A 21,506-nucleotide genomic window follows, 5' to 3' on the forward strand; every position below is an offset into this window, starting at 1 on the left:
ATCAGTCCCTTCCATTATTTGTGGATATTCAGATGAGGCCGATCCCCGATTTCAGTAAATACATCGTCCCCGACTATTGTGCTAACGAGTTTTCCGATACCTTCAATTTCAGTGATGATTTCATCGCCTACAGCAGTATCCGCCAAGCCTTCAGGTGTGCCTGTCAATATGATATCGTTTGGACTCAATGTCATGAAGCTGCTGAAATATTCAATTAAATCAGCAATGCCGAAAATCATGTCTTTCGTGTTGCCTTGCTGAGTCAATTTTCCGTTGACGTAAGTTTTGATGGCAAGATTCGAAGGATCTGGAATATCTTCGGCATCGACTAGCCAGGGACCAATGGGGGTGCACGTATCGCGATTTTTGACCTTTAAATTGGGCCGGTAGTAGTTCTCCAGATAATCCCGTATTGCATAATCATTTGCAATCGTATATCCACTTACATAATTAAAGGCTTCTTCCTTTTTTATGTTCTTCGCCTTTTTACCGATTACCACTGCCAGTTCACATTCATAATGCATATAAGCGGCATCAGCAGGCCGCCTTGTCTGTCCCCGGTGGCCGATGAATGTATTGGGACCTTTTAAGAATGCAAGGGGTTCTTCCGGGGCTTTAAAAGCTAGCTCCTTCGCATGGTCTGCATAATTCAAGCCAAGCGCGAAGACAGTTCGTGGTTCCACAGGGGGAAGCCAGACAACGTCCTGCTCATTGACAAGCCGGCCATCCGCCAATTGGAGCTGGCCATGATATTCACTTGCTGGATGTATGGCACCTGCATAGGCTACACGTGCTCTCTTCATAAAATCCCCTCCAGTGATAATTTTTCCTCGGAAATGATCGTATTTTCCAAATAACCGATTTCGTCTATTTCTATCCTGACTTGATCATTGGCTTTGGCCAGCGGTGCATTCTCAGGAACTCCAACTAGAAGGACGTCACCCGTACTCAAGGTCATGAAGTCCGTTACATCCTCAATAAGCCGGGGGATGGAGCGAATTAGATTTGAAGTTGAATTTTCTTGCCTTAGCTCTCCATTAATATATACACGAAGTCCTAAAGAATCGGGGTTGGAGATGGATTCCTTGGATACGACCCATGGACCGATCGGGCAAAATCCATCACGGGCTTTATGGCGGATAGCAGGACGGAAAACGCTTTCATGAGGAATGCTAATATCATTGGCGATCGTAAAACCTTCTATATAATCCGAGGCATGTTCTTTCTTGACTCTTGTCGCCGTTTTACTGATCACTATTCCAAGTGCGGCCCCGATTTCCAATTCAGGTATGCCGGTTGGAAGGGGAACTGGATTTGAATAAGAAGAAAACGTGTTTCTAGGTTTAATATAAAGGATCGGCCCTTTAGGGGGTTCATTATAAGGCGGTTGGTCGATCTTTCCCTTCAATGCTTCCAATGACCCTTTATAGTTTAATAATGTTCCATATACCGTTCCGGAAATAGGGTTATCCAACTTGATTCGTGATACCTCATGCTTAACACCGTTCATTAATATATAGCGGTTCGACAGTATTTCCACTTCTTCTGAGTAATCTGACTTCTGGAGTTTCACTCTTGCTTTTGCCATGGCACTCACCCCTTGATTTTTTAATTAATCATATATGATATCGTATATGATTTTTTGTTTAAGTTCAACATATTTAGATTATTCAGTATAATTAGACAAAAAATGTTAGATAAAACCTGGGTTTCAACAGAAAAGCGCCTGGAACATTTAGTTAGTATGAAGCTAGGAGTTCAAATTGAAAGATTATGAATGGTAAAGAGTATTTGATTACCATTGGTTGATTGGATTCAATCCTTTGTTTAATATTAGAAATGTCGGCCTATACATATACCGAGATGATTTTACTGTAATAAGAGCATGGGCATTAGTGAAAAGTAATTTACCATGCAATTTGGCGAATACGCGACAAAAACATAATAAGAATGATATAAAAGGCATGGAACCTCCGCTTCAATTGATTTATTTGCTTGTAAGCAGGGCTATGGGTATAATAAGTAGAGTAAATTCATTAGTAAGTTAAGTTATTTTTGGAGGTAAATTCCGTGAAAATTACAATAAAAGATGCTAGCAAATTCGTCGATCAAGAAGTAACCATTGGAGGCTGGCTTGCCAGCAAACGTTCCAGTGGGAAAATTGCTTTCCTTCAAATACGTGATGGCTCTGGTTTTATTCAAGGGGTGGTCGTGAAAGCTGAAGTGGGAGAAGAGATTTTCGCTCGTGCGAAATCGGTTTCGCAAGAGTCATCCTTGTATGTAACTGGTGTCATTCAAAAGGATGAACGCTCGCCGTTCGGTTTTGAATTACAGGTGAAAGATATTGAAATCATTCATGAATCATTGGATTATCCCATTACACCTAAAGCGCATGGTCCTGAATTTTTAATGGATAACCGCCATTTGTGGCTGCGTTCAAAACGGCAGCATGCAGTCATGAAAATCCGGAATGAAATAATCCGTGCTACATATGAATTCTTTAATGAAGAAGGCTTCGTTAAAGTGGATCCCCCAATTTTAACGGGAAGCGCACCAGAGGGAACTAGTGAATTGTTCGCGACTAAATACTTTGATGAGGATGCATACCTTTCACAAAGTGGTCAACTCTATATGGAAGCGGCTGCCATGGCACTTGGGAAGGTATTTTCCTTTGGTCCAACCTTCAGGGCAGAAAAATCCAAAACAAGACGACACTTAATCGAGTTCTGGATGATTGAACCAGAAATGGCTTTCATCGAATTTAAAGAAAACCTGGAGGTCCAGGAGAAATTCGTTTCTTCCATCATCCAATCCGTATTGAAAAACTGTGAGCTTGAGTTGAATACACTGGGCCGTGATACATCGAAGCTTGAACAAATCCAAGCTCCTTTCCCGCGGATTACATATGATGAAGCCATTAAGTTCCTTCATGAACAAGGATTTGATGATATTCAATGGGGTGATGATTTTGGAGCTCCGCATGAAACTGCGATAGCGGAAAGTTATGATAAGCCCGTTTTCATAACTCATTACCCAACCAAAATCAAGCCTTTCTATATGCAGCCAGATCCTGACAGGGAAGAAGTAGTTCTTTGTGCCGATTTGATCGCTCCGGAAGGATATGGAGAAATAATTGGCGGTTCAGAACGGATTCATGATCAGGAATTGCTTGAACAGAGAATCAATGAGCATGGCTTGAGCGAAGATGCTTACAAATGGTATATGGAATTAAGAAAATATGGCTCTGTGCCGCATTCAGGCTTCGGTTTGGGATTGGAACGCACCGTAGCATGGATCAGTGGAGTCGAGCATGTCCGTGAAACCATCCCGTTCCCACGTCTATTAAATCGATTATATCCTTGATTCCGTTATGAAGCGGTTATCTTGCCTATTGGCAGATAACCGTTTTTTGTTAAAATTATAAACTTATTCGATGAGCCGTATTCATGTTATACTAAACCAGAGGTGTCCAAAAACATGAATAAAGAACATTTATATGCGTGGTTTAAGGAAGGAACGATAACGATTCCATCCTTTTTGTTGACTAACTATAGTGCAATGGGACTGAATGAACAAGAAATGGTCCTATTATTACAATTGCAAAGCTTCATCGATAAAGGTAATCATTTCCCTGCACCCTCCCAACTTTCTGACCGAATGACATTGCAGGAAACGGAATGTCTATTCATGATCCAGCGTTTGGTCCAAAGGGGATTTGTTGAAATGGTGGTTGAGGGGAGCCAAGAAATCGGACAGGAAAAATATTCGTTGTCTCCACTGTATGAAAAAATGATGGACTGTTTCTTGAAAACTTTGAAACAGGCAGAGTCTGCAGAAATCCAAAAAGCGGGGGAGAGCCTTTATACGATTTTTGAACAGGAGTTCGGCCGCCCTTTATCTCCCTTTGAATGTGAGACATTGGCAATGTGGATGGAGGATGACCATCAACCTGAAATCATTAAGTCAGCTCTGAGGGAGTCTGTCATTTCCGGAAAATTGAATTTCCGATACATTGATCGAATTTTATTCGAGTGGAAAAAGAATGGAATTAAAACCTTGGAACAGGCAAGGGAGCAAGGACAAAAATTTAGAGTTCATCAAAAGAGGGACCGAAAGACGGAAACTGCACAACCATTGAAAGATGTGCCTTTCTATAACTGGCTCGAGCAGTAATGTAAATTGAAGGAGAACCGATATGTTGAATAAAGCTCAAATTCGATATTGTCTGGATACGATGGGTGAAATGTTTCCGGATGCCCATTGTGAGCTGAATCACTCCAATCCATTTGAATTGGTGGTTGCTGTTGCCCTGTCAGCTCAGTGTACGGATGTATTAGTCAATAAAGTGACGAAGGATTTATTTCAGAAATATAAAACGCCTGAGGATTACATAAGCGTTCCGATTGAAGAGTTGGAAAATGACATTCGCTCAATCGGTTTGTTTCGTAACAAGGCTAAGAATATACAAAAGCTGTCGCACATGCTGATCGAAGAATACGGTAAGGAAGTTCCGAGAGATCGTGATGAGCTTGTTAAATTGCCTGGCGTTGGCAGAAAGACGGCGAATGTAGTCGTTTCCGTTGCTTTTGATGTGCCGGCGATCGCTGTGGATACCCATGTAGAGCGTGTTTCCAAGCGCCTGGGATTATGCCGTTGGAAGGATAGTGTCCTCGACGTTGAAAAAACGCTGATGGCTAAGATACCAAAGGATGAGTGGTCCGTTACGCATCACCGCCTGATATTCTTTGGACGCTATCATTGCAAGGCCCAGTCACCTAGATGTGAAACCTGCCCGCTTCTCGATTTATGCCGTGAAGGAAAAAAAAGAATGAAAAGGAAAGAAGCTAATTGACGCAGTCCATATCATTAAAAGTCCCTGAAAAATTGGCCCATCATTTGTTTTTTCCTGAAAAGGAAACCATCTTGGAAAAAGAACGATATGCAGTTTGGAGTGAAACGATTCCATTCGAGGCTTTCCCGTATGAGTTACTTTATTATAATAATGTAGAAGCCTATGCTCCATGGACGAAGGGGGCAATGCATGTAAAGGAACTGCTGGAGAGATGGAAGGGAATTGATTCGGAATGCAGATTGCTATATTCTGAGCGAAAAGCGGGACAGACCTTGGGACTCATGAAGCAGGGGATCGGTTTATTTTTAACCGCAGTCTTCTGGATGCATGGGCAGCCAGTGGCATTGAATGATATCCGGTGCCAAATACAATCCTTTAACAATATTCCGGTGAACATGGATGAAAGGCTTTCTTTCATCCTTGCTAGACCCGCTTTTTTTCATTCTTATAGACAGCTCAGTGAGTTGTTCCGAGAATTTGAAAAACAATATGTAAAGTTCATGATCAAAAATAAGAACAGCCAAAAAAACGTCTAAGCCAAAAGCTTAGACGTTTTTTTGGTCAATCTTCATATATAATTATTCGGTATCTTGGTTTGGATCTGGGTCCGGATTAGGATCGGGATCAGGGGTCTCGACTGGTTTTTCCTCTTCTACCGTTCCAGGGTCAGTGGTATCATCCCCGCCCTCGACATCCTCTCCATCATTGCCATTTCCGTCATCCGTGTTGTTGCCATTGCCATTACCATTATTACCATTGTTACCATTGTTGCCATTGCCATTATTGTCGTTATTGCCATTATTGTCGTTATTATCTTTATTGCCGTTTTCGCCATTGTTATTTTTGTCTTCGTCTTGTTTATCCTCTTCGCCTTCAGCAGGAGTTTCTTGTTCCGGATTTTCACCTTCGGCAGGATCTTCAATTTCCTCGTCCTCAGTATCCTCAGGGACTACCGCTTCAGCAGGTATTTTGACAGATGTACTCGCAGGATCACTTTGTTGGTTATCCACTAGAGCTACCACTGAGAAAGTATATTTACTTCCAGGGGTTGGATTAGGGATCGTTAAACTCGTATCCTTCGATTTTTTCAATACGCTCTGTGCTCCGCCGTCCACGGACATCTTAACCTCGAATTGGGTATTCCCATTACCTTTAGGATATGACCATGATAAATTGATTTCATTGCTTTCCTGGTTGTAAGAAGCGTTAATGCCAGGAACGTCGATTTTTTCATATTCTGTCGTCACTTGTGTAGGCTCGTGACCTTTAACATAATATTCATAAGTGATTTTACTGCTTGGTGTATATTCATTGGCTTTAACAGCTGGATTCGAACCTTTGATGACTCCAACCTTCACAACACTGTCAGGTTGATCAAAGTCTTTCGTTTCTTTTGATTGGGCCATATGTTCCATTAAATTCTTAAAGATGAATTTAGGGATCCTTTGAGATGATTCACCCAAATATTCCATTTGCTCACCAGATGCATTATCATAACCAGCCCAAACCGCGACTGTATAATTGGTTGTATAACCCGCCATCCAGCTATCCTTTACACCCGAAGATGGGATGTTGTTCGCTGCACGCTGTTCAGGCGTGAAATTGGTTGACCCGGTTTTACCGGCTACCGGGAGGCTAGGGATATTGGCTAACCTTCCTGTTCCATATGGTTCTTTCATGACGCTTTTCAACATGTCCGTCACGATGAAAGCTGTAGAATCTTTCATGACCGGTTTTGATTCCGTCTTATTTTTGATGGTTGTTTTATCACGTAAAACAATCTTTTTCACACTATGCGGTTCATTATAAATGCCATTGTTTCCGAATGAACTGTATGCACCGGCAAGTTCAAGTGTAGAAACATCCTTACCGCCGCCCAATGCTGCCGATTCGGTAATTTCCTTGTCGAAAGGAATCCCAAGATCAGTGGCAAAATCACGTGCCCGGTCCAAGCCGACTGCTTGAAGCGTTTTTAAGGCAGGAATATTTAATGACCGTGCCAATGCTTCCCGAGTCGTTACAGTGCCATAATGTCGTCCGGAAGCATTTTTAAGCGGTGTTCCATTACTGTAAGTGTATTCCTCATCCTTGATTTGGTGGTAGGTGGACCAATTTAAATATTCCACGGCAGGACCGTAATCCAGAATCGGCTTAATGGTTGAACCAGGTGATCGCTTGGCATCCGTTGCATAATTCCAGCCGCGTTTAACCGTCGTATTCCTGCCGCCGCCCACTGCTTTAATTTCACCAGTTTCTGTATCGAGTAATGTGACTCCGGCTTGGAGATCTTTACTAGGATAATTGATGATTTCATCACTGTTCAACATGTTATAAACATATTCTTGGGCATCTTTATCAATGGTCGTCTGGATTTCCAAACCATCGGTAAATACGTTATAGTCACCCATATCTCCGACTTCCTCAATTACCAAATCGATGAATGCATCGTATGCGGTCGTATCGATTTGGCTCTTATCGATTTCTTGAAGTCCTTCTGTTATATCGATGCTTTGTGCATTTTTCATTTCCGTTTCAGTGATATATCCATGTTTGTTCATTAAGTGCAGGACAATATCACGGCGTTCTTTCGCACGTTCAGGGTATTTATACGGGTCATACCTGCTTGGGCTTTGCGGTAATCCTACAAGCATGGCCGCTTCGTTCAATTTCAATTCGTTAAGATCTTTTCCATAATAAGTTTGCGATGCAGTTAAGATCCCGTTGGCACGGTTTGCAAAGAAAATCTTATTCACATACATTTCGAAAATTTCTTCTTTTGTATATTTTCTTTCAAGCTGTATGGATAGCCACATTTCCTGGACTTTCCTTTTAATGGTCTTATCAGGCGTTAAATAAGAACGCTTGATGACCTGCTGGGTCAATGTACTTGCACCCTCTGAGCCGAATCCGTTTTTGACGTTGGCTATGACGGCACTGCCCAGACGTAAGAAATCGACCCCGTGATGCTCATAAAAGCGGGAATCTTCCGTTGCCAGGAAAGCTTCTTCGACAAGATCGGGTATGTCTTCATAATTTACATAATCCCGGTTTTCCTTTCCGATTTCAGCAAGTAATTTACCATTTTCATCGAGAATCTTGGATGTGACCGGATCTTTTAAAAGCTTGTCGTCAAGTTCTGGAGCGTCGCTTATAAAATAAGCCATTGCAGCTCCTCCGGCAACCAGGCCTATTATTCCGATTGTAACAAGTATAAGGAAAATGCGCTTAAGCATATTGGTTGGCTTTTCAGGACCTTTATTCTGTCCCTTTTTTTGAGTCTGCCCCTGCTTTCGGCGTTCTTCTCTAGTATTATATTTTTCAGCCATTACAGCTAACCTGCCTTTCTAAAAAACTAAAAATTTTCTGAGATGAGCGAATCTACTACTTTAATATAGTCAATTCTCGGTTGAAAGCCAAGAGTAATCTTTCGTGAACTGCTTTCAACCTCTTGAAGAGTTATAGATTTGCGTCCGCCTTCTTTCATTCTCTTCCAATAAAAACTCAGTTGTTCGGAACTCATTAAATATATATCATCCATTGCGGAAAACCGGATGATGACAAACGCAATTCCGTCATGCTGAACGATATGCTTCATATGTTCAATTTGATGGTCATGAAAATTCTTCAGCGGGAACGAACTGCTGTTTTTCGTTTCCTTTGCCTCAAAATCAATGTACTTTCCTTTATAAACACCATTATAATCGGTGGTCGATGCTTGTTTGAAATAAGCTTCTTTAATGACTGCAGCACTTCTTTTCGGATAGTGGACATCGACAATTTGTATGGGTGTCGGTTTTTTATGGATGACGGCAATGCCGTGTGCTAAATAATACTGATTGGTTTCGTTCAAATCGTCTTCCAATGTTTTTCCCCGGTTGCTGTAACTGATTTTTTTTAGTGGACTTTTCTTTTCTTCCATAGCCTGCGGTACAAATCTTCTTCCGTTGGGATAATGAAATGCCACTTTTACCCCTCCTTTTTTTCACTTATCTATATTAGCAAAAAAAGAATCCAATATGTGAATAAAAAGAATTGTTTCTTAGAACGATAGGATTTATGTACAACTATATGTCACAATTCATCGCTATAGAAAGGCTAGATGCGAATGTTAAAGACGGAAAAGCAGTTGCTCCAATCCATAAAAGCCCAAACTGAAAAAGGGAATAGGGATAATATATCAAGAACGAAAGCATATGAACAATTTTTTAGAATCCACCCAGAAATACAATGGTCTTTTTTAGCCGGTATGGTTTCCAGGAATGCAGGCTGGAATATGTGTGATCTTGAAGGGATTTGGTTTACCAATTTACTTGGCCTTAAATACAGGCATCAATTATTCCTAACGTATGAAGAAGCCAACTGGAGAATATTCCAAGATGCATATCCGCAATTACTTCTCTATCATTATTCGACGAAATATGGACGTCCATTGTTTCACTTATGTCATTATTTTTTTATTACCAAATTCATGAAGAACGAATGGTATTCCTTTTGGAAATATGGAAATCGTGAAAAATTAGTCACTGCGCTTATCATAAATGAACAAAACATCATTGAAGAACCGGTTATTAAAAAGCAATCCTTCGTTTTTCATTCTCTGTTATTTTTCCTGCAGGACTGGATGCATTTTAGCACCGTTTTATTTCCTACTTGCAATGGAGAACTGTATGGATCGTCCGTTGCGCATTTTAGAAATATCGATAAAAGGATTGAATTGGGGAAAAGGTTGGCTGGGCTTTTATTTTCTGAAGATTTATTTCCACTATTTTATGAATTTTCCTGCAGGACTGAACCAACGGGTGCCAGATATGATTATGAACAATATCGAAAAAAGCCTAGATACCATGAAACCCCGATGCTAAGAGGAGTATTTCCATTGATTCATCATCAAGCAGGGGAGACAGAGCAATGGGATATGAAAAAAAAGGTTAAAAAAAAATGGTTCATTGAACCCAAATGGGAAAAAGACCCGCATTTGACGGAATGGTATGATCATAAACAAAAACAGCTGCACACGGCAGCAATAATCAAAAATTGGATTTTATAATAGGAAACAGGGAAGGCGTCGATGAAGCCTTCCCCTGTTTATCGTTCAGTATTTATTACTTACGTAGAGGGGCGGTTTTCTCCACTAAGTTTCGGGTTTCCTGTTCCTGCCTCTTTAGTGGGCGGCTTTTGTCGTTTTTCGTTTTTCTGCTGTCTGCTTTCATTCGACTGCATAAAATCACCTCCTTTCTGTATTCTTGTTTAAAACTCCATTCTTCATTCTGCCATTGTTGTCGAAGGGCATAATAAATTAAGTGAATTGCACTTTCTTTGCCGATTCGCTTCTAGTTTTGTCAGTCATGAAGGGCTTTCAGATAAAAAAAAGAATAGTACAGGTAAAGAATGGGAGGGATCAGCATGGTCAATAAAAGTGTCGCAACAGAAGAGATATTAAGGATGATAGCTGAGATCAGTACCAGCCTGGATCGTTTGGAAATTTCATATGGGGAAACTGTAAATACAGTGCGGTGTAAACTATGGGCGGAACAATATACTTTGGTTAATGAAGCCCAGGAAGCCATTGAGAAAGCCGAGGATTATTGGGTGAATGCTGAAGGTGTGAACCACTCCTTTTCCATTGTTCCGGAAAAAACAATTATAAAACACAAGATTTTCACTGAATTGCACGTATAATCCGCAGGAATTTCATTTTATGGAGAACTGGATTATACTAAGGGAAACAAATGTACGGAGGAATATATTGTGCAAAAAGAAAAACTGCAGCTATTAACAGAACAATTGATTAAATATACGGAGCAGGCAGATGATATTTATGAGGGTGTACGCCTGGAAGGAAAGGAAAAGGATTTCTTTTCGGAAGTAAAGCCGTTTGCAGATCAGGTCAGGACCGTATGCATCGAATGGGAAACAGGAATGAAGGAGTGGATGAAAGAAACCGAATTTAGGCATCTTTTCCCCGAGCAAATCGAACAAACCGCCCATAACCTTTCTGATGTGGCCGTTCAGGCATTTTTTCCTAAAACAAGTTATAAGCGATTTAAAAGCCATGTCCAGTCAATCGAATTCATCCTTAATAATGTAAAAACGGAAATCGATCGGATTTTATCATAAAAACATCCACACTTTATTCCTTCTTTTTTCATATATTATCAGAACCATGTAATGAAAAAGAGGAGGGCTTATTGTCATGATGAGATCCGGTTATAACCAAATCTCCCCAAATCAAGGACAGTTTCCTCAATCAATGCCGGAAAATTGGGGAGGATACCAACAGCCAATGCCGTATCCTCCGCCAAATAATCATAATCTTGAACAACCATTTATGTATCCATATCATCACCAGGATACAGGGGGCTATATGACGCCATATCATGATCCTTATCAGCAGGCAGCGTATCACCCATTTCAACCAGTCCCGCAGCAGGCGATGCCCGTGGGAGCTTATCCGGGCAACAGTGTTATGCAGCCAATGGCACAAATGCAGCCAATGGCACAAATGCAGCCAATCCAGTCCAATCTTCAGCCGCAAGCTTTTAGTCCGTTCGCAAATCCGTTACAGCCAGCTAAAAGACCTCCGCAAAGTCAGCAGCAGGCTCATAATCCATATCCAAAACAGCAGTTCATGCAAAAACCCCAGCCATCGGGTTTCAAATCGGTCATGAATCAATTCAAAACACAAGATGGCTCCATGGATATAACGAAGATGATGAACACAGCTGGACAAATGATGAATACAGTTTCCCAAGTATCTTCAATGGTCAAAGGAGTGGGGGGCTTCTTCAAAGCATAGATGGAGAATAAAAGAAAAAAGCAGACTTACAAGTGACCAGCCACTTTTTTAAGTCTGCTTTTATTCATGCCTAATGGATTTCAATCCGATTCCCCCTGATTTTGGGTAGGTGAAGTGTGAGGATGCCATCGCGATGTCGAGCTGTCACATTTGCTTCATCAATCGGTTTTGGAAAGGAGATGGTTCTTGAAAGAGTACCGGCCGGAACTTCCTTTTGGAACAATCCTTGATTTTTATGCTTTCCATCTACATACTTTGCAGATATGGTTACGGCATGGGACAGTACATCAATTGATATTTGGCTGCGTGGAATTCCGGGCAAGGTGGCAGTAAGGGTATATTCTGAATGCGTTTCGTGAATATCAACCGGAAAGCTGCGTTCTTTCGCCGAACCGAAGAAATCGTCAAGAGATTTCAGCATGCCTTTAGGAGGCCTTTCGGAAAACAGCCGATCCATTTTGTTAATGAAATGGGAAAAGGGTTCCATTCGATTCCGGTTATTATTTTTTTCAGAAGAGGTCATCACGGTGCTCCTTTCTAAAAAATTCCTTTGCCTATAAGCTATGTGAGGAATGAAGAAATGTGAATGGACTGTTGGGTTTCAGATTCAGGTCCATAGGGAATAACGGTACTGAATGATTAATAAAGGAAATGAGGGATTAATATGACAGATAGCAAGCTTTCCTACATAGATGCCGGGAAAGGAAAGGAGACATTGTTGTTTATCCATGGATTTTGCGGAAGCCATGAATATTGGAGTGACATCATTGCTGGATTAAAGGAAGAATACCGGGTTATTGCCGTTGATTTACGGGGACATGGTGCAAGTGAGGAAATAGGGGAGTCATTCTCGATTGAAGATATGGCTGCTGATATTGCGTCATTTTTGGAAGAACTGGAAATCGGACAGGTATATATGTTTGGTCATTCGCTTGGGGGATATATCACCTTGGCATTCGCAGAAAGGTTTCCTGGGAAATTGTCTGGTTTTTCATTGGTGCATTCCACCGCTTTCCCGGATGATGAGACTGGAAAGGCAGGGCGCTTAAAATCAGTCGAGAAAATCGAAAGTGAGGGTATCCCTGCTTTCATTGACGGACTTATACCAAAGCTTTTCGCTCATTCCGATGATCCCAATATTGAACATACAAAGGAAATCGGATATAAAACAAGTGAAATTGGTGCGATAGGGTCTTTACATGCCATGAGGAACAGAATGGACAGAAATCATGTTCTCAAAGATACGAAGTTGCCTGTCCTTTTGGTTGCAGGTGAAAAGGATAAGGTGATTCCCGTTGAAAAAACCTTTTCTGTAAAAGGGAGCCATATCAATGAAGTAATACTTAAGGGCAGCGGCCATATGGGAATGTTGGAAGCTCCAGGCAGACTAATTGAAGAAATCATTCGCTTTGTCGAGAAGAATTAAGTGAAAAAAATGACCGGGCTGGAAACGAGATGTTGACGTTTCCAGCTTTTTTTTTTGAATAGGAAATAGTTTCCCTTTTGCATAGAACGTTCATTCGGTAGAATAGGAGGATGAGGTGGTTAAATGAAACTGCGAAAAAATTTACTGGAAGTCATAAAGGATCTAAAAACAAATGAAGATTTTAAAGAAAATATAGTACATTGGCAAGTCATTGAAGCAAAAGAGGCAAAACATGTTCCCTTTCCCGAAGCAATGAATGATAAGATCAAGCATGCTCTTGAAATACGGGGGATTAATGGGTTGTATACCCATCAGGCAACTGCATTTGATACTGCTGTCAGCGGCAATAGCCTTGTAGCGGTCACCCCCACAGCTTCTGGTAAAACATTATGCTATAACTTGCCGGTGCTTCAAAAAATACTGGAAGATGAAAAAACCCGGGCGCTTTATATTTTTCCGACAAAAGCACTGAGCTATGATCAAAAAAGCGAATTGAATGAAATGATCCATGAAATGGATGCTGAAATAAATAGTTATACATACGACGGGGACACACCTTCAAATATCAGGCAAAAAATCCGCCAGGCCGGACATATCGTGATCACCAATCCTGATATGCTCCATTCAGGAATCCTGCCCCATCATACGAAATGGGTCTCTTTATTTGAAAACTTGAAGTATGTGGTCATCGATGAACTTCATATTTACCGCGGCGTTTTCGGAAGTCATACAGCCAACGTCATTAGAAGGTTAAAGAGGATTTGCAATTTTTATGGAAGCGACCCTGTATTCATCTGTACTTCCGCTACGATCAATAACCCAAAAGAGTTGGCAGAAGAGCTTACGGAAAAACAAATGGTCCTTATCGATAATAACGGAGCCCCGAGTGGGAAAAAGCATTTTGTGTTTTACAATCCCCCAATAGTCAATAAACCGCTGAACATACGCAGGAGTGCGGTTTTGGAAGTCAGGAAGCTGGCAAATGAATTTTTGAAAAATAAAATTCAAACCATCGTTTTTGCCCGAAGCAGGGTTCGTGTGGAAATTCTATTGACATATTTACAGGAACTTGTGTCAAAGCAATTGGGGCCAAAATCAATCAGGGGCTATCGCGGCGGATATCTGCCAACACAGCGTAGGGAAATTGAACAAGGCCTTAGGGATGGTTCCATTTATGGAGTGGTATCCACAAATGCACTAGAGTTGGGTGTCGATATCGGCCAGCTTCAGGTTTGCATAATGACTGGTTACCCTGGATCCATATCGAGTGCCTGGCAACAGGCGGGACGGGCAGGAAGAAGACATGGTGAAGCATTGATCATCATGGTTGGCAGTTCCAGTGCCCTTGATCAATATATCGTACAGCATCCCGATTATTTCTTTACCAGAAATCCAGAAACGGCAAGAATCAATCCGGATAATCTTTTGATCCTGGTTGATCATGTGAAATGTGCAGCATATGAGCTGCCATTTAAAAAAGGCGATACATTTGGGAAAACAGAGATTATGGACGTTCTTGAATTCCTTACAGAAGAAAGGGTCTTACACTTGAATGGGGACAAATGGCATTGGATGAATGATGCTTTTCCTGCAAGCAATATCAGCCTACGTTCAGCGGCACAGGAAAATGTCGTGATCATCGACCAAACGAATGCACCGGTTAATCGGGTCATCGGGGAAATGGATACGTTCAGTGCAATGACCCTTCTCCACGATGAAGCCATTTATTTGCACCAGGGAATTCAATTTCAAGTGGAAGAACTTGATTGGGATGAAAAGAAAGCTTATGTACGAGAAGTCAATGTGGACTATTATACGGATGCTAACCTTGCTGTCCAGTTGTCTGTATTGGAAGTCGATAAACAGCGAACTTTCGCTTCCACAGCAGCTGCTTTTGGTGATGTCGCAATCCGGGCAATGCCTACGATCTTCAAGAAAATCAAATTCGAAACTCATGAGAATATTGGTTCAGGACCAATCAGTCTTCCGGAGATGGAGCTGCATACGAGTTCGGCCATGCTTTCCATGGATTCTGATATATTCAATTGGGACGAAAATCGAATAGAACAAGGAATGATAGGAGCCTCCCATGCACTGAATTACATGATTCCGCTATATGTTATGTGCGATCCGCATGATATCCATGTGTATCCGCAGGTTAAGGCAGCGCATAATGAAAAACCGACCATTTTCATCTATGATAGTTATCCGGGTGGCATAGGGTTAAGTGATAAAGTATATGAAAACTCTGAAGTCATCCTGATGGAAACAATATCAATGATCGAGAATTGCACTTGTGAAAGCGGCTGTCCTTCCTGTATTGGAACGGAATCCGCAACGAAAACAGCCAAGAGTGATGCCAAACAATTATTAGGTCAATTTTGTAAGCAAAAACATTAATAGATTACAGGGATCCGTGAAAAGAGGTGTAATTTCATGTCTTTAAAAAATAAACTAAACCGTATGAAAACCCATATGAACCTAGAGAAACATACTTCTCCTATAGAAGTAATTGACCAGAAAGAGAATGAAGAAATTCCTTACTTTGAAAAGTGGCTGGAGAACGATACCGTTTCCTTTCATTTCGATGGTGACTATTGTTTCATTAGGGAAGTCCGCTACCCTATAAATCACAAACACGGCATATATGCATTTTCCGAGCTGAAAAAGGTCGTAAAAGAGTGGAATCAAGCTTCATTGGAGCATCCACTCTCCGCCAAGGGCGTTAAAAGTGAAGATCTGTTTTTCTTCGATACGGAAACGACAGGGCTTGGAGGCGGAGCAGGCAATACCATTTTTTTACTTGGCTATGCGTATTTAGAAGGTGAAGAAGTTGTCGTGAAGCAACATATCCTTCCGCAGCCAGGAAGTGAAATCCCGCTTTATCAAAGCTTTCTGGAAAACATCAATTACGAAACCCTTGTCACATATAATGGTAAATCCTTTGATTGGCCTCAGCTAAAAACAAGACATACCTTGATAAAAGAACATGTACCAAAACTACCGGAGTTCGGACATTTCGATTTGTATCATGCTTCAAGACGCCTTTGGAGAAACAAATTGGAGCGAGTGAAATTATCTGTGGTCGAAACAGATATTTTAGGTGTACATAGAGAGGATGATATTCCTGGATATTTGGCGCCGATGATTTATTTTGATTTTGTAGAGAGGAAGAATCCGGAAATTCTGTTTGGGATCATGAAGCATAATGAATGGGATATCTTATCACTGATCACATTGTATATTCATTTGTCCCGAAAAATCCTCCAAATCGATGGATATACGGAAGAGTCCATGGAGATTGCACGATGGCTCGATTATTTGGGGAAAAAAGAGGAGTCAGTTGAGACATATCAAAAAATATTGGAAGCGGGAAGTGAGGAAGATCGGATAATGGCTGGTCATGCCTTAGCTTTCCAGAAAAAGAAGCTAAAACAATTCAATGAAGCTTTAGAGATTTGGAAGGAAGTTGCCTTAAAAGGGAATGTGCAAATAAGGATACAGGCACAGATTGAATGTGCAAAATTATACGAACATCAATTTAAGGAAGTCGGTCATGCTCTAAAATGTTCAATAATCGCCCATCAAGAGATGGTAAGAGAAGGGGTCACTCAGGAAAAAAAACAATTGGAATTGGAAAAGAGGATTCGGCGGCTCAAAAAGAAAGAAGGTTCAAAGGATATTTCTGTATAAAATTAAGGAATGAGAATGGTCTTTTAGTGCAAAAGGATGAAAATAAAAAATATGTATACAATTATTGTAGCCTTCAACTATTGTGTGTAAAATGGAAAGAGTTGAGGGTGAAATTCCAAGCGTTCATTTCATACCTTTACAACAAATAAAATTAAGGTGAAAGCGGAGCGGAGAAATGTATAAAACGACTTTATTTCTATTTTTTGTTGTCCTTTGTTTAACGATTGTTTTATTTACTTCATTAAAAGACAGTCTCTATTCCTTTTTGTAGAAAATCACCCTCTATATTTGAAGAGATAGCATTCATATAATAATGTACTTATCGACAGCCATACATCGTTTTATACTTATTCTGTATAATTAGGTCATTTCATCAGTACACGTATCCCCTTTTTTTCATAGTCTGTAATGGTAAGACTAAACTTATCATGATGAAAGGGGACGTATTATAAATGTATTTTCGTAATTGTGGAGGAAATAAACCCCATGTAATGGGAGCATCCAACAATGTAATGGGCGCACACAGCAATGTAATGGGAGCATCCAACAATGTAATGGGCGCACACAGCAATGTAATGGGCGCACACAACAATGTAATGGGCACACAAAACAATGTAATGGGCGCATCAACCGGTAAAAAAAATTCAAACGTAATGGGAGCGTCTGACGTAATGGGAGCCTATAGTCCAACGGCTGTGTCTCCAGCGCAATATGGTCCAGCACAAACATCTCCATCTCAAGTTGCCCCAGCGCAAGTCTCTCCAACACAGCAATATGTCAATACGAATGTATCGAACACAGTGATTCCTGTCGTTCATCCATCACATACTACAAATGTCAATAAACATGTGAACACGTTTAAGCATTATTTCCCGCATACTCAATCCGTTGTGAACGAGTGCTATAATCAACACTTGATCTGTGGAAGGCCGCCGCATAACCCAGGCTGTCCGCCTAGGCATTTTGGATACTAAAAAATAAGGGCTTATTAAGCCCTTGTTTTCGTACATAATCATGTTAAAAGGGAGATTGACTATGCAATGAAGGTTTTATATATGACCGGCTACAAAGCTTTTGAATTCGGGATATTTAAAAATGACCATGAAGCCGTAAAATATATAAAGAAAGCGATGAAACAACGTATCCTGCCATTGGTGGAAGACGGGCTGGAATGGGTGATCATCTCAGGTCAGTTGGGTACGGAATTATGGGGTGCCGAAGTGGTTTTCGAATTACAGGAAGAATTTCATCAGCTTAAATTAGGTGTGCTTACTCCTTTCCTGAAACAGGAAGAGTCATGGAATGAAACGAATCAAGAGTTTTACCGATCCATATTGGCCCGTGCCGATTTTATTGAATCGATTTTCAACAAACCATATGAAGGGCCCGAACAGCTTAAAATCAAAAATAGGTATATGGTCCATAAAAGCGATGCCATGCTCATCATTTTCGAAGCCGAAAAAGAAGGATCAGCCCGATATCCTTATTTTGAAGCGATGAAAAAAGCTGAAACACAGCCATACCCCATCTTTCAGATAAACTTTGATGATTTGCAATCGGCTGCGGAAGAAGCGAGCTGGTCCGAAGAATGAGAGAAAATAATTATGGATTAAAAGTTGTTTCTAAAGCATAATCATATTATTATGAAATTTAGATACAGTTTTATTGGGAATACATACCGTTCACTGAAACAGTAAGATACAAAAAGGTGTTTCGTTGACAAACCCAAGCAGATTTGAAAAAATAATAAAAAGTCGATTGTATTGGCGAAAGTATTGAGGTGAAGTCTTATGCTATCCGATAAGATAAAATTAACGGCTAAAGATATTCTTGAAAAAGATTTTAAAACAGCCATGCGCGGGTATAAACCTGAAGATGTGGATCAATTCCTGGATCTGATCATTAAAGATTATGAAGTGTTCCATCAGGAAATTGAAGATCTTAAACAAGAAAATCTTAAATTGAAAAAACAAGCCGACGAGAGTACAAAACGTCCAAATCAACCTGCTCCAAGTGCTACCCCGGGAACCACTAACTTTGACATCCTTAAACGGTTATCCAACTTGGAAAAGCACGTTTTTGGTAACAAGCTTTTTGATTGAGGTTTTGCATTGTAAAAGTAAAAATTATTGTGGTATTGTGTTTTCGTGAATAATGGAGTATAATCAATTATGTTATGTTAACGTTTGGGTAATTGCTGCTGCATTTATGCAGTAGAGGAAAGTCCATGCTCGCACGGACTGCGATGTCCGTAGTGTTCGTGCCTGGCGAAAAAATAAGCTTGGGCAGCAATCTTGGATTGCTGACGGCTGGGAAAATGCCTAAGTCCTTTTGGATATGGCATGAATACCTATAAAAGTGCCACAGTGACGTAGCCTTTACAGAAATGTAAAGGGTGGAACGAGGTAAACCCCACGAGCGAGAAACCCAAATTAATGGTAGGGGCGCTTTCTTCCTTGGAAATGAACGAGGAGAAGGACAGGAGCACATGCTTCTGTAGATAGATGATTACCGCCGAAGTACGAGACGCGAGTCGCTTGCAGTACTGAGGAACAAAACATGGCTTACAAAACGTTATCATATTACACCAAAAGCACAACTCTCCTTTTAAAAGGAGAGTTTTTGTTTATGGAGATTGCCCTAATATAAAAAGATTGGGCATTTCCTTTTATTTTTCGTTTTCTGAAACTCCGCTGTGTTAAACTTAGAACTTGGCAAGTTTTTCATACCATTCGAAAAGTGTACAGCGTAAAGAAAAGGCATGAATGAAGTCTTCGGAAACGTTGTTAAAAATAGTGTTGGAATGTTAAGCATTTCCTTGATTCTGGGTATCCTATTTATAAAGGTTCCTTAACTCTTCTGTTAGCTGAAGGCGGATAATGGATGGGGACCATACATAATTGGTTTGGATGATTTCAATCATATAATTGCAGCGAGTGTCTTAAGGTGCAGTGATAATAGAGTAAAGCTTTTATTTCACGGTAATCCATAGACGTTCCCGCTATATGATCATGATAGAAGCTAGGCCGAATGAAGAATTCTAACGACAAGATAAATGGTAGTGGACCTTTTAAATAAGGTTTATGTAAAAAATCAATGCCTGCTTCTAAAAATACATAAATGAAGAAATTCGCGAAAAGGTGCCATTGATTTGGATTAATGGAAAGAAGGTGCAGAATTAATGAAACAATTCGATATTATCGCAACATCAGCAATGGGATTGGAATCAATTGTTGCCAAGGAGGTTCGGGATCTTGGTTACGATTGTCAAGTCGAAAATGGTAAAATAACGTATAAAGGGGATCAATCCGCCATTGCCCGCTCTAATTTATGGCTGCGCACTGCCGATAGGGTAAAAATTAAAGTCGCGGAATTTAAAGCATATTCATTTGATGAGTTGTTTGAAAAAACAAAGGCATTGAATTGGGAGGATTACTTATCGGCCGATGTCGAGTTCCCCGTGAGTGGAAAATCCGTTAAGTCAAAGCTATACAGTGTCCCTGATTGTCAGGCAATTGTCAAAAAGGCAATTGTTGATAGATTGAAAAGTAAATACAAGCAAGTGTCTTGGTTTGCCGAGACTGGTCCTTTGTTTAAAATTGAAGTATCTATTTTAAAAGATGTTGTGACACTTACCATAGACACTTCAGGTGCAGGTCTGCATAAACGGGGATATCGAACCGGGCAGGGGGAGGCACCTCTTAAAGAAACATTGGCGGCTGCGTTAATCATGCTGACCAATTGGAAAGCGGATAAACCTTTCATAGATCCATTTTGTGGATCTGGAACGATTCCCATCGAGGCGGCCTTAATTGGTCAGAACATAGCACCTGGGTTTAATAGGGAATTCGTATCTGAAACTTGGTCATGGATGGACAGCAAGGTTTGGGATGAAGCACGGAACGAGGCTGAAGATTTAGCGGATTATGATCAGTACTTGGACATAACCGGCTGTGATATTGACCATCGAATGGTCGATATAGCTAAAGCTAATAGTTTTGAAGCCGGTCTTGGTGATCTGATTGAATTCAAACAAATGCAGGTGAGGGATATCTCAACCAGGAAAGAGTATGGTGTCATTGTCGGGAACCCGCCTTATGGAGAACGTCTTGGCGAGAAAAAAGCGGTTGAGCAGATGTATAGGGAAATGGGCCAAGCCTTCAAGAAGCTTGATACTTGGTCAGTATACATGATTACCTCCAACCCTGACTTCGAACAGCATTATGGTAAGCCTGCAACGAAAAAAAGGAAATTGTTCAATGGTTTCATCCGTGCTGACCTTTATCAATATTGGGGGAAAAGGCCGCCAAGACAGCCTCAAGGTGAATAAGTAGGTAGAATATAACGGAGGATTTTGCTTGTCAGGACGATTTATTCATAATAGGTTCCAGTCTTGCTTATCATTTCCTTTTCTGTTATTCTAATAATGAATTATTTTTGTTCAGATTTAAGGAATACCTTAATATTCTTTTGAACAAGGATAGTAATATAATGTGTGGAGAACACACTAGGAGGCAACAAAAATGGAACAAGGTAAAGTAAAATGGTTTAACGCAGAAAAAGGTTTTGGATTCATCGAACGTGAAGGTGGAGACGATGTATTCGTACATTTCTCAGCTATCCAAGGCGAAGGTTTCAAAACTCTTGAAGAAGGCCAAGACGTTACATTTGATGTAGAACAAGGTCAACGTGGACCACAAGCATCAAACGTAAACAAAGCTTAATTCAACCCTATATTA

21 protein-coding genes and 1 other RNA gene are annotated in these 21,506 nt (G+C 40.6%); 17 read left to right on the forward strand and 5 right to left on the reverse strand.

The genetic code is table 11. From position 1 onward, the window contains the following. Positions 1 to 14: 14 nt before the first annotated feature. Positions 15 to 803 carry a fumarylacetoacetate hydrolase family protein gene (locus ACFX4H_RS02700; protein WP_249597601.1) on the reverse strand — a complete coding sequence of 263 codons (789 nt, stop codon included), beginning with the start codon at positions 801 to 803 and terminating at the stop codon, positions 15 to 17. Further along, entirely contained in the window at positions 800 to 1,588 is a 789-nt protein-coding gene (locus ACFX4H_RS02705; protein ID WP_241634412.1) for a fumarylacetoacetate hydrolase family protein, read from the reverse strand. Before ACFX4H_RS02705 ends, ACFX4H_RS02700 begins: the two co-directional genes overlap by 4 nt. A 482-nt stretch (positions 1,589 to 2,070) precedes the next feature. Between ACFX4H_RS02705 and asnS the strand changes: the two genes are divergently transcribed. The 4 genes from asnS (at position 2,071) to ACFX4H_RS02725 (ending at position 5,388) form a co-directional block, all read left to right on the forward strand. Then, complete coding sequence (gene asnS / locus ACFX4H_RS02710) at positions 2,071 to 3,363, forward strand: asparagine--tRNA ligase (protein ID WP_054400296.1); 1,293 nt, start codon at positions 2,071 to 2,073, stop codon at positions 3,361 to 3,363. Positions 3,364 to 3,477: 114 nt separating this feature from the next. Beyond that, positions 3,478 to 4,173 carry a DnaD domain-containing protein gene (locus tag ACFX4H_RS02715; RefSeq protein ID WP_053535560.1) on the forward strand — a complete coding sequence of 232 codons (696 nt, stop codon included), beginning with the start codon at positions 3,478 to 3,480 and terminating at the stop codon, positions 4,171 to 4,173. 22 nt (positions 4,174 to 4,195) lie between these two features. Continuing rightward, complete coding sequence (gene nth / locus ACFX4H_RS02720) at positions 4,196 to 4,852, forward strand: endonuclease III (protein ID WP_328137383.1); 657 nt, start codon at positions 4,196 to 4,198, stop codon at positions 4,850 to 4,852. After that, entirely contained in the window at positions 4,849 to 5,388 is a 540-nt protein-coding gene (locus tag ACFX4H_RS02725) for a YpoC family protein (RefSeq protein WP_328137384.1), read from the forward strand. Before nth ends, ACFX4H_RS02725 begins: the two co-directional genes overlap by 4 nt. A 42-nt stretch (positions 5,389 to 5,430) precedes the next feature. Here the strand turns inward: ACFX4H_RS02725 and ACFX4H_RS02730 are convergent, their stop codons facing one another. Together ACFX4H_RS02730 and recU are read right to left on the reverse strand one after the other, a co-directional pair. Beyond that, positions 5,431 to 8,178 carry a PBP1A family penicillin-binding protein gene (locus ACFX4H_RS02730; protein WP_377433775.1) on the reverse strand — a complete coding sequence of 916 codons (2,748 nt, stop codon included), beginning with the start codon at positions 8,176 to 8,178 and terminating at the stop codon, positions 5,431 to 5,433. Between the two features lie 26 nt (positions 8,179 to 8,204). Next, positions 8,205 to 8,816 (reverse strand): Holliday junction resolvase RecU, encoded by a 612-nt coding sequence (recU, locus tag ACFX4H_RS02735; RefSeq protein WP_034307899.1) that lies wholly within the window; start codon positions 8,814 to 8,816, stop codon positions 8,205 to 8,207. Between the two features lie 141 nt (positions 8,817 to 8,957). On the opposite strand from recU, the gene ACFX4H_RS02740 reads away from it, so the two are divergent. The 4 genes from ACFX4H_RS02740 to ACFX4H_RS02755 all read left to right on the forward strand — a co-directional run bounded on the left by ACFX4H_RS02740 (position 8,958) and on the right by ACFX4H_RS02755 (position 11,648). Then, the gene (locus ACFX4H_RS02740) at positions 8,958 to 9,899 is read left to right on the forward strand and encodes a DUF2515 family protein (RefSeq protein WP_377433777.1); all 942 of its coding nucleotides are present in this window, start codon (positions 8,958 to 8,960) and stop codon (positions 9,897 to 9,899) included. Positions 9,900 to 10,255: 356 nt separating this feature from the next. Beyond that, positions 10,256 to 10,531 (forward strand): hypothetical protein, encoded by a 276-nt coding sequence (locus ACFX4H_RS02745; RefSeq protein ID WP_323602274.1) that lies wholly within the window; start codon positions 10,256 to 10,258, stop codon positions 10,529 to 10,531. 69 nt (positions 10,532 to 10,600) lie between these two features. Further along, a complete protein-coding gene (locus ACFX4H_RS02750; protein WP_034307893.1) occupies positions 10,601 to 10,969 on the forward strand; it encodes a YppE family protein in 369 nt (122 codons plus the stop codon). A 76-nt stretch (positions 10,970 to 11,045) separates the two neighbouring features. Continuing rightward, positions 11,046 to 11,648 carry a YppG family protein gene (locus tag ACFX4H_RS02755; RefSeq protein ID WP_052137279.1) on the forward strand — a complete coding sequence of 201 codons (603 nt, stop codon included), beginning with the start codon at positions 11,046 to 11,048 and terminating at the stop codon, positions 11,646 to 11,648. A gap of 70 nt (positions 11,649 to 11,718) precedes the next feature. Here the strand turns inward: ACFX4H_RS02755 and ACFX4H_RS02760 are convergent, their stop codons facing one another. Further along, positions 11,719 to 12,171, reverse strand: coding sequence for an Hsp20/alpha crystallin family protein (locus ACFX4H_RS02760; protein WP_249597596.1), 453 nt, complete (start codon positions 12,169 to 12,171; stop codon positions 11,719 to 11,721). A gap of 141 nt (positions 12,172 to 12,312) precedes the next feature. On the opposite strand from ACFX4H_RS02760, the gene ACFX4H_RS02765 reads away from it, so the two are divergent. The 9 genes from ACFX4H_RS02765 to ACFX4H_RS02805 all read left to right on the forward strand — a co-directional run bounded on the left by ACFX4H_RS02765 (position 12,313) and on the right by ACFX4H_RS02805 (position 21,491). Beyond that, on the forward strand, positions 12,313 to 13,074 hold the full coding sequence (locus ACFX4H_RS02765; RefSeq protein ID WP_063590720.1) for an alpha/beta fold hydrolase: 762 nt from the start codon (positions 12,313 to 12,315) through the stop codon (positions 13,072 to 13,074). Positions 13,075 to 13,197: 123 nt separating this feature from the next. Then, a complete protein-coding gene (locus tag ACFX4H_RS02770; RefSeq protein ID WP_249597594.1) occupies positions 13,198 to 15,474 on the forward strand; it encodes a DEAD/DEAH box helicase in 2,277 nt (758 codons plus the stop codon). A gap of 36 nt (positions 15,475 to 15,510) precedes the next feature. After that, on the forward strand, positions 15,511 to 16,767 hold the full coding sequence (locus ACFX4H_RS02775; RefSeq protein ID WP_377433782.1) for a ribonuclease H-like domain-containing protein: 1,257 nt from the start codon (positions 15,511 to 15,513) through the stop codon (positions 16,765 to 16,767). Between the two features lie 452 nt (positions 16,768 to 17,219). After that, on the forward strand, positions 17,220 to 17,741 hold the full coding sequence (locus ACFX4H_RS02780) for a CotD family spore coat protein (protein WP_377433785.1): 522 nt from the start codon (positions 17,220 to 17,222) through the stop codon (positions 17,739 to 17,741). A 66-nt stretch (positions 17,742 to 17,807) separates the two neighbouring features. Then, entirely contained in the window at positions 17,808 to 18,359 is a 552-nt protein-coding gene (locus ACFX4H_RS02785; protein WP_377433787.1) for an SLOG family protein, read from the forward strand. A 198-nt stretch (positions 18,360 to 18,557) separates the two neighbouring features. Next, complete coding sequence (gene gpsB, locus ACFX4H_RS02790) at positions 18,558 to 18,869, forward strand: cell division regulator GpsB (protein ID WP_034307876.1); 312 nt, start codon at positions 18,558 to 18,560, stop codon at positions 18,867 to 18,869. An 80-nt stretch (positions 18,870 to 18,949) separates the two neighbouring features. Beyond that, positions 18,950 to 19,339: RNase P RNA component class B (gene rnpB / locus ACFX4H_RS02795), an RNA gene on the forward strand. A gap of 609 nt (positions 19,340 to 19,948) precedes the next feature. Next, positions 19,949 to 21,097 (forward strand): THUMP domain-containing class I SAM-dependent RNA methyltransferase, encoded by a 1,149-nt coding sequence (locus ACFX4H_RS02800; protein ID WP_377433790.1) that lies wholly within the window; start codon positions 19,949 to 19,951, stop codon positions 21,095 to 21,097. 193 nt (positions 21,098 to 21,290) lie between these two features. Then, positions 21,291 to 21,491 (forward strand): cold-shock protein, encoded by a 201-nt coding sequence (locus tag ACFX4H_RS02805; RefSeq protein WP_034307871.1) that lies wholly within the window; start codon positions 21,291 to 21,293, stop codon positions 21,489 to 21,491. Positions 21,492 to 21,506 lie beyond the last annotated feature (15 nt).

It is taken from the genome of Peribacillus sp. YIM B13477, from assembly GCF_042787955.1.
GTDB classification, from domain to species: Bacteria; Bacillota; Bacilli; order Bacillales; family DSM-1321; genus Peribacillus; species Peribacillus frigoritolerans.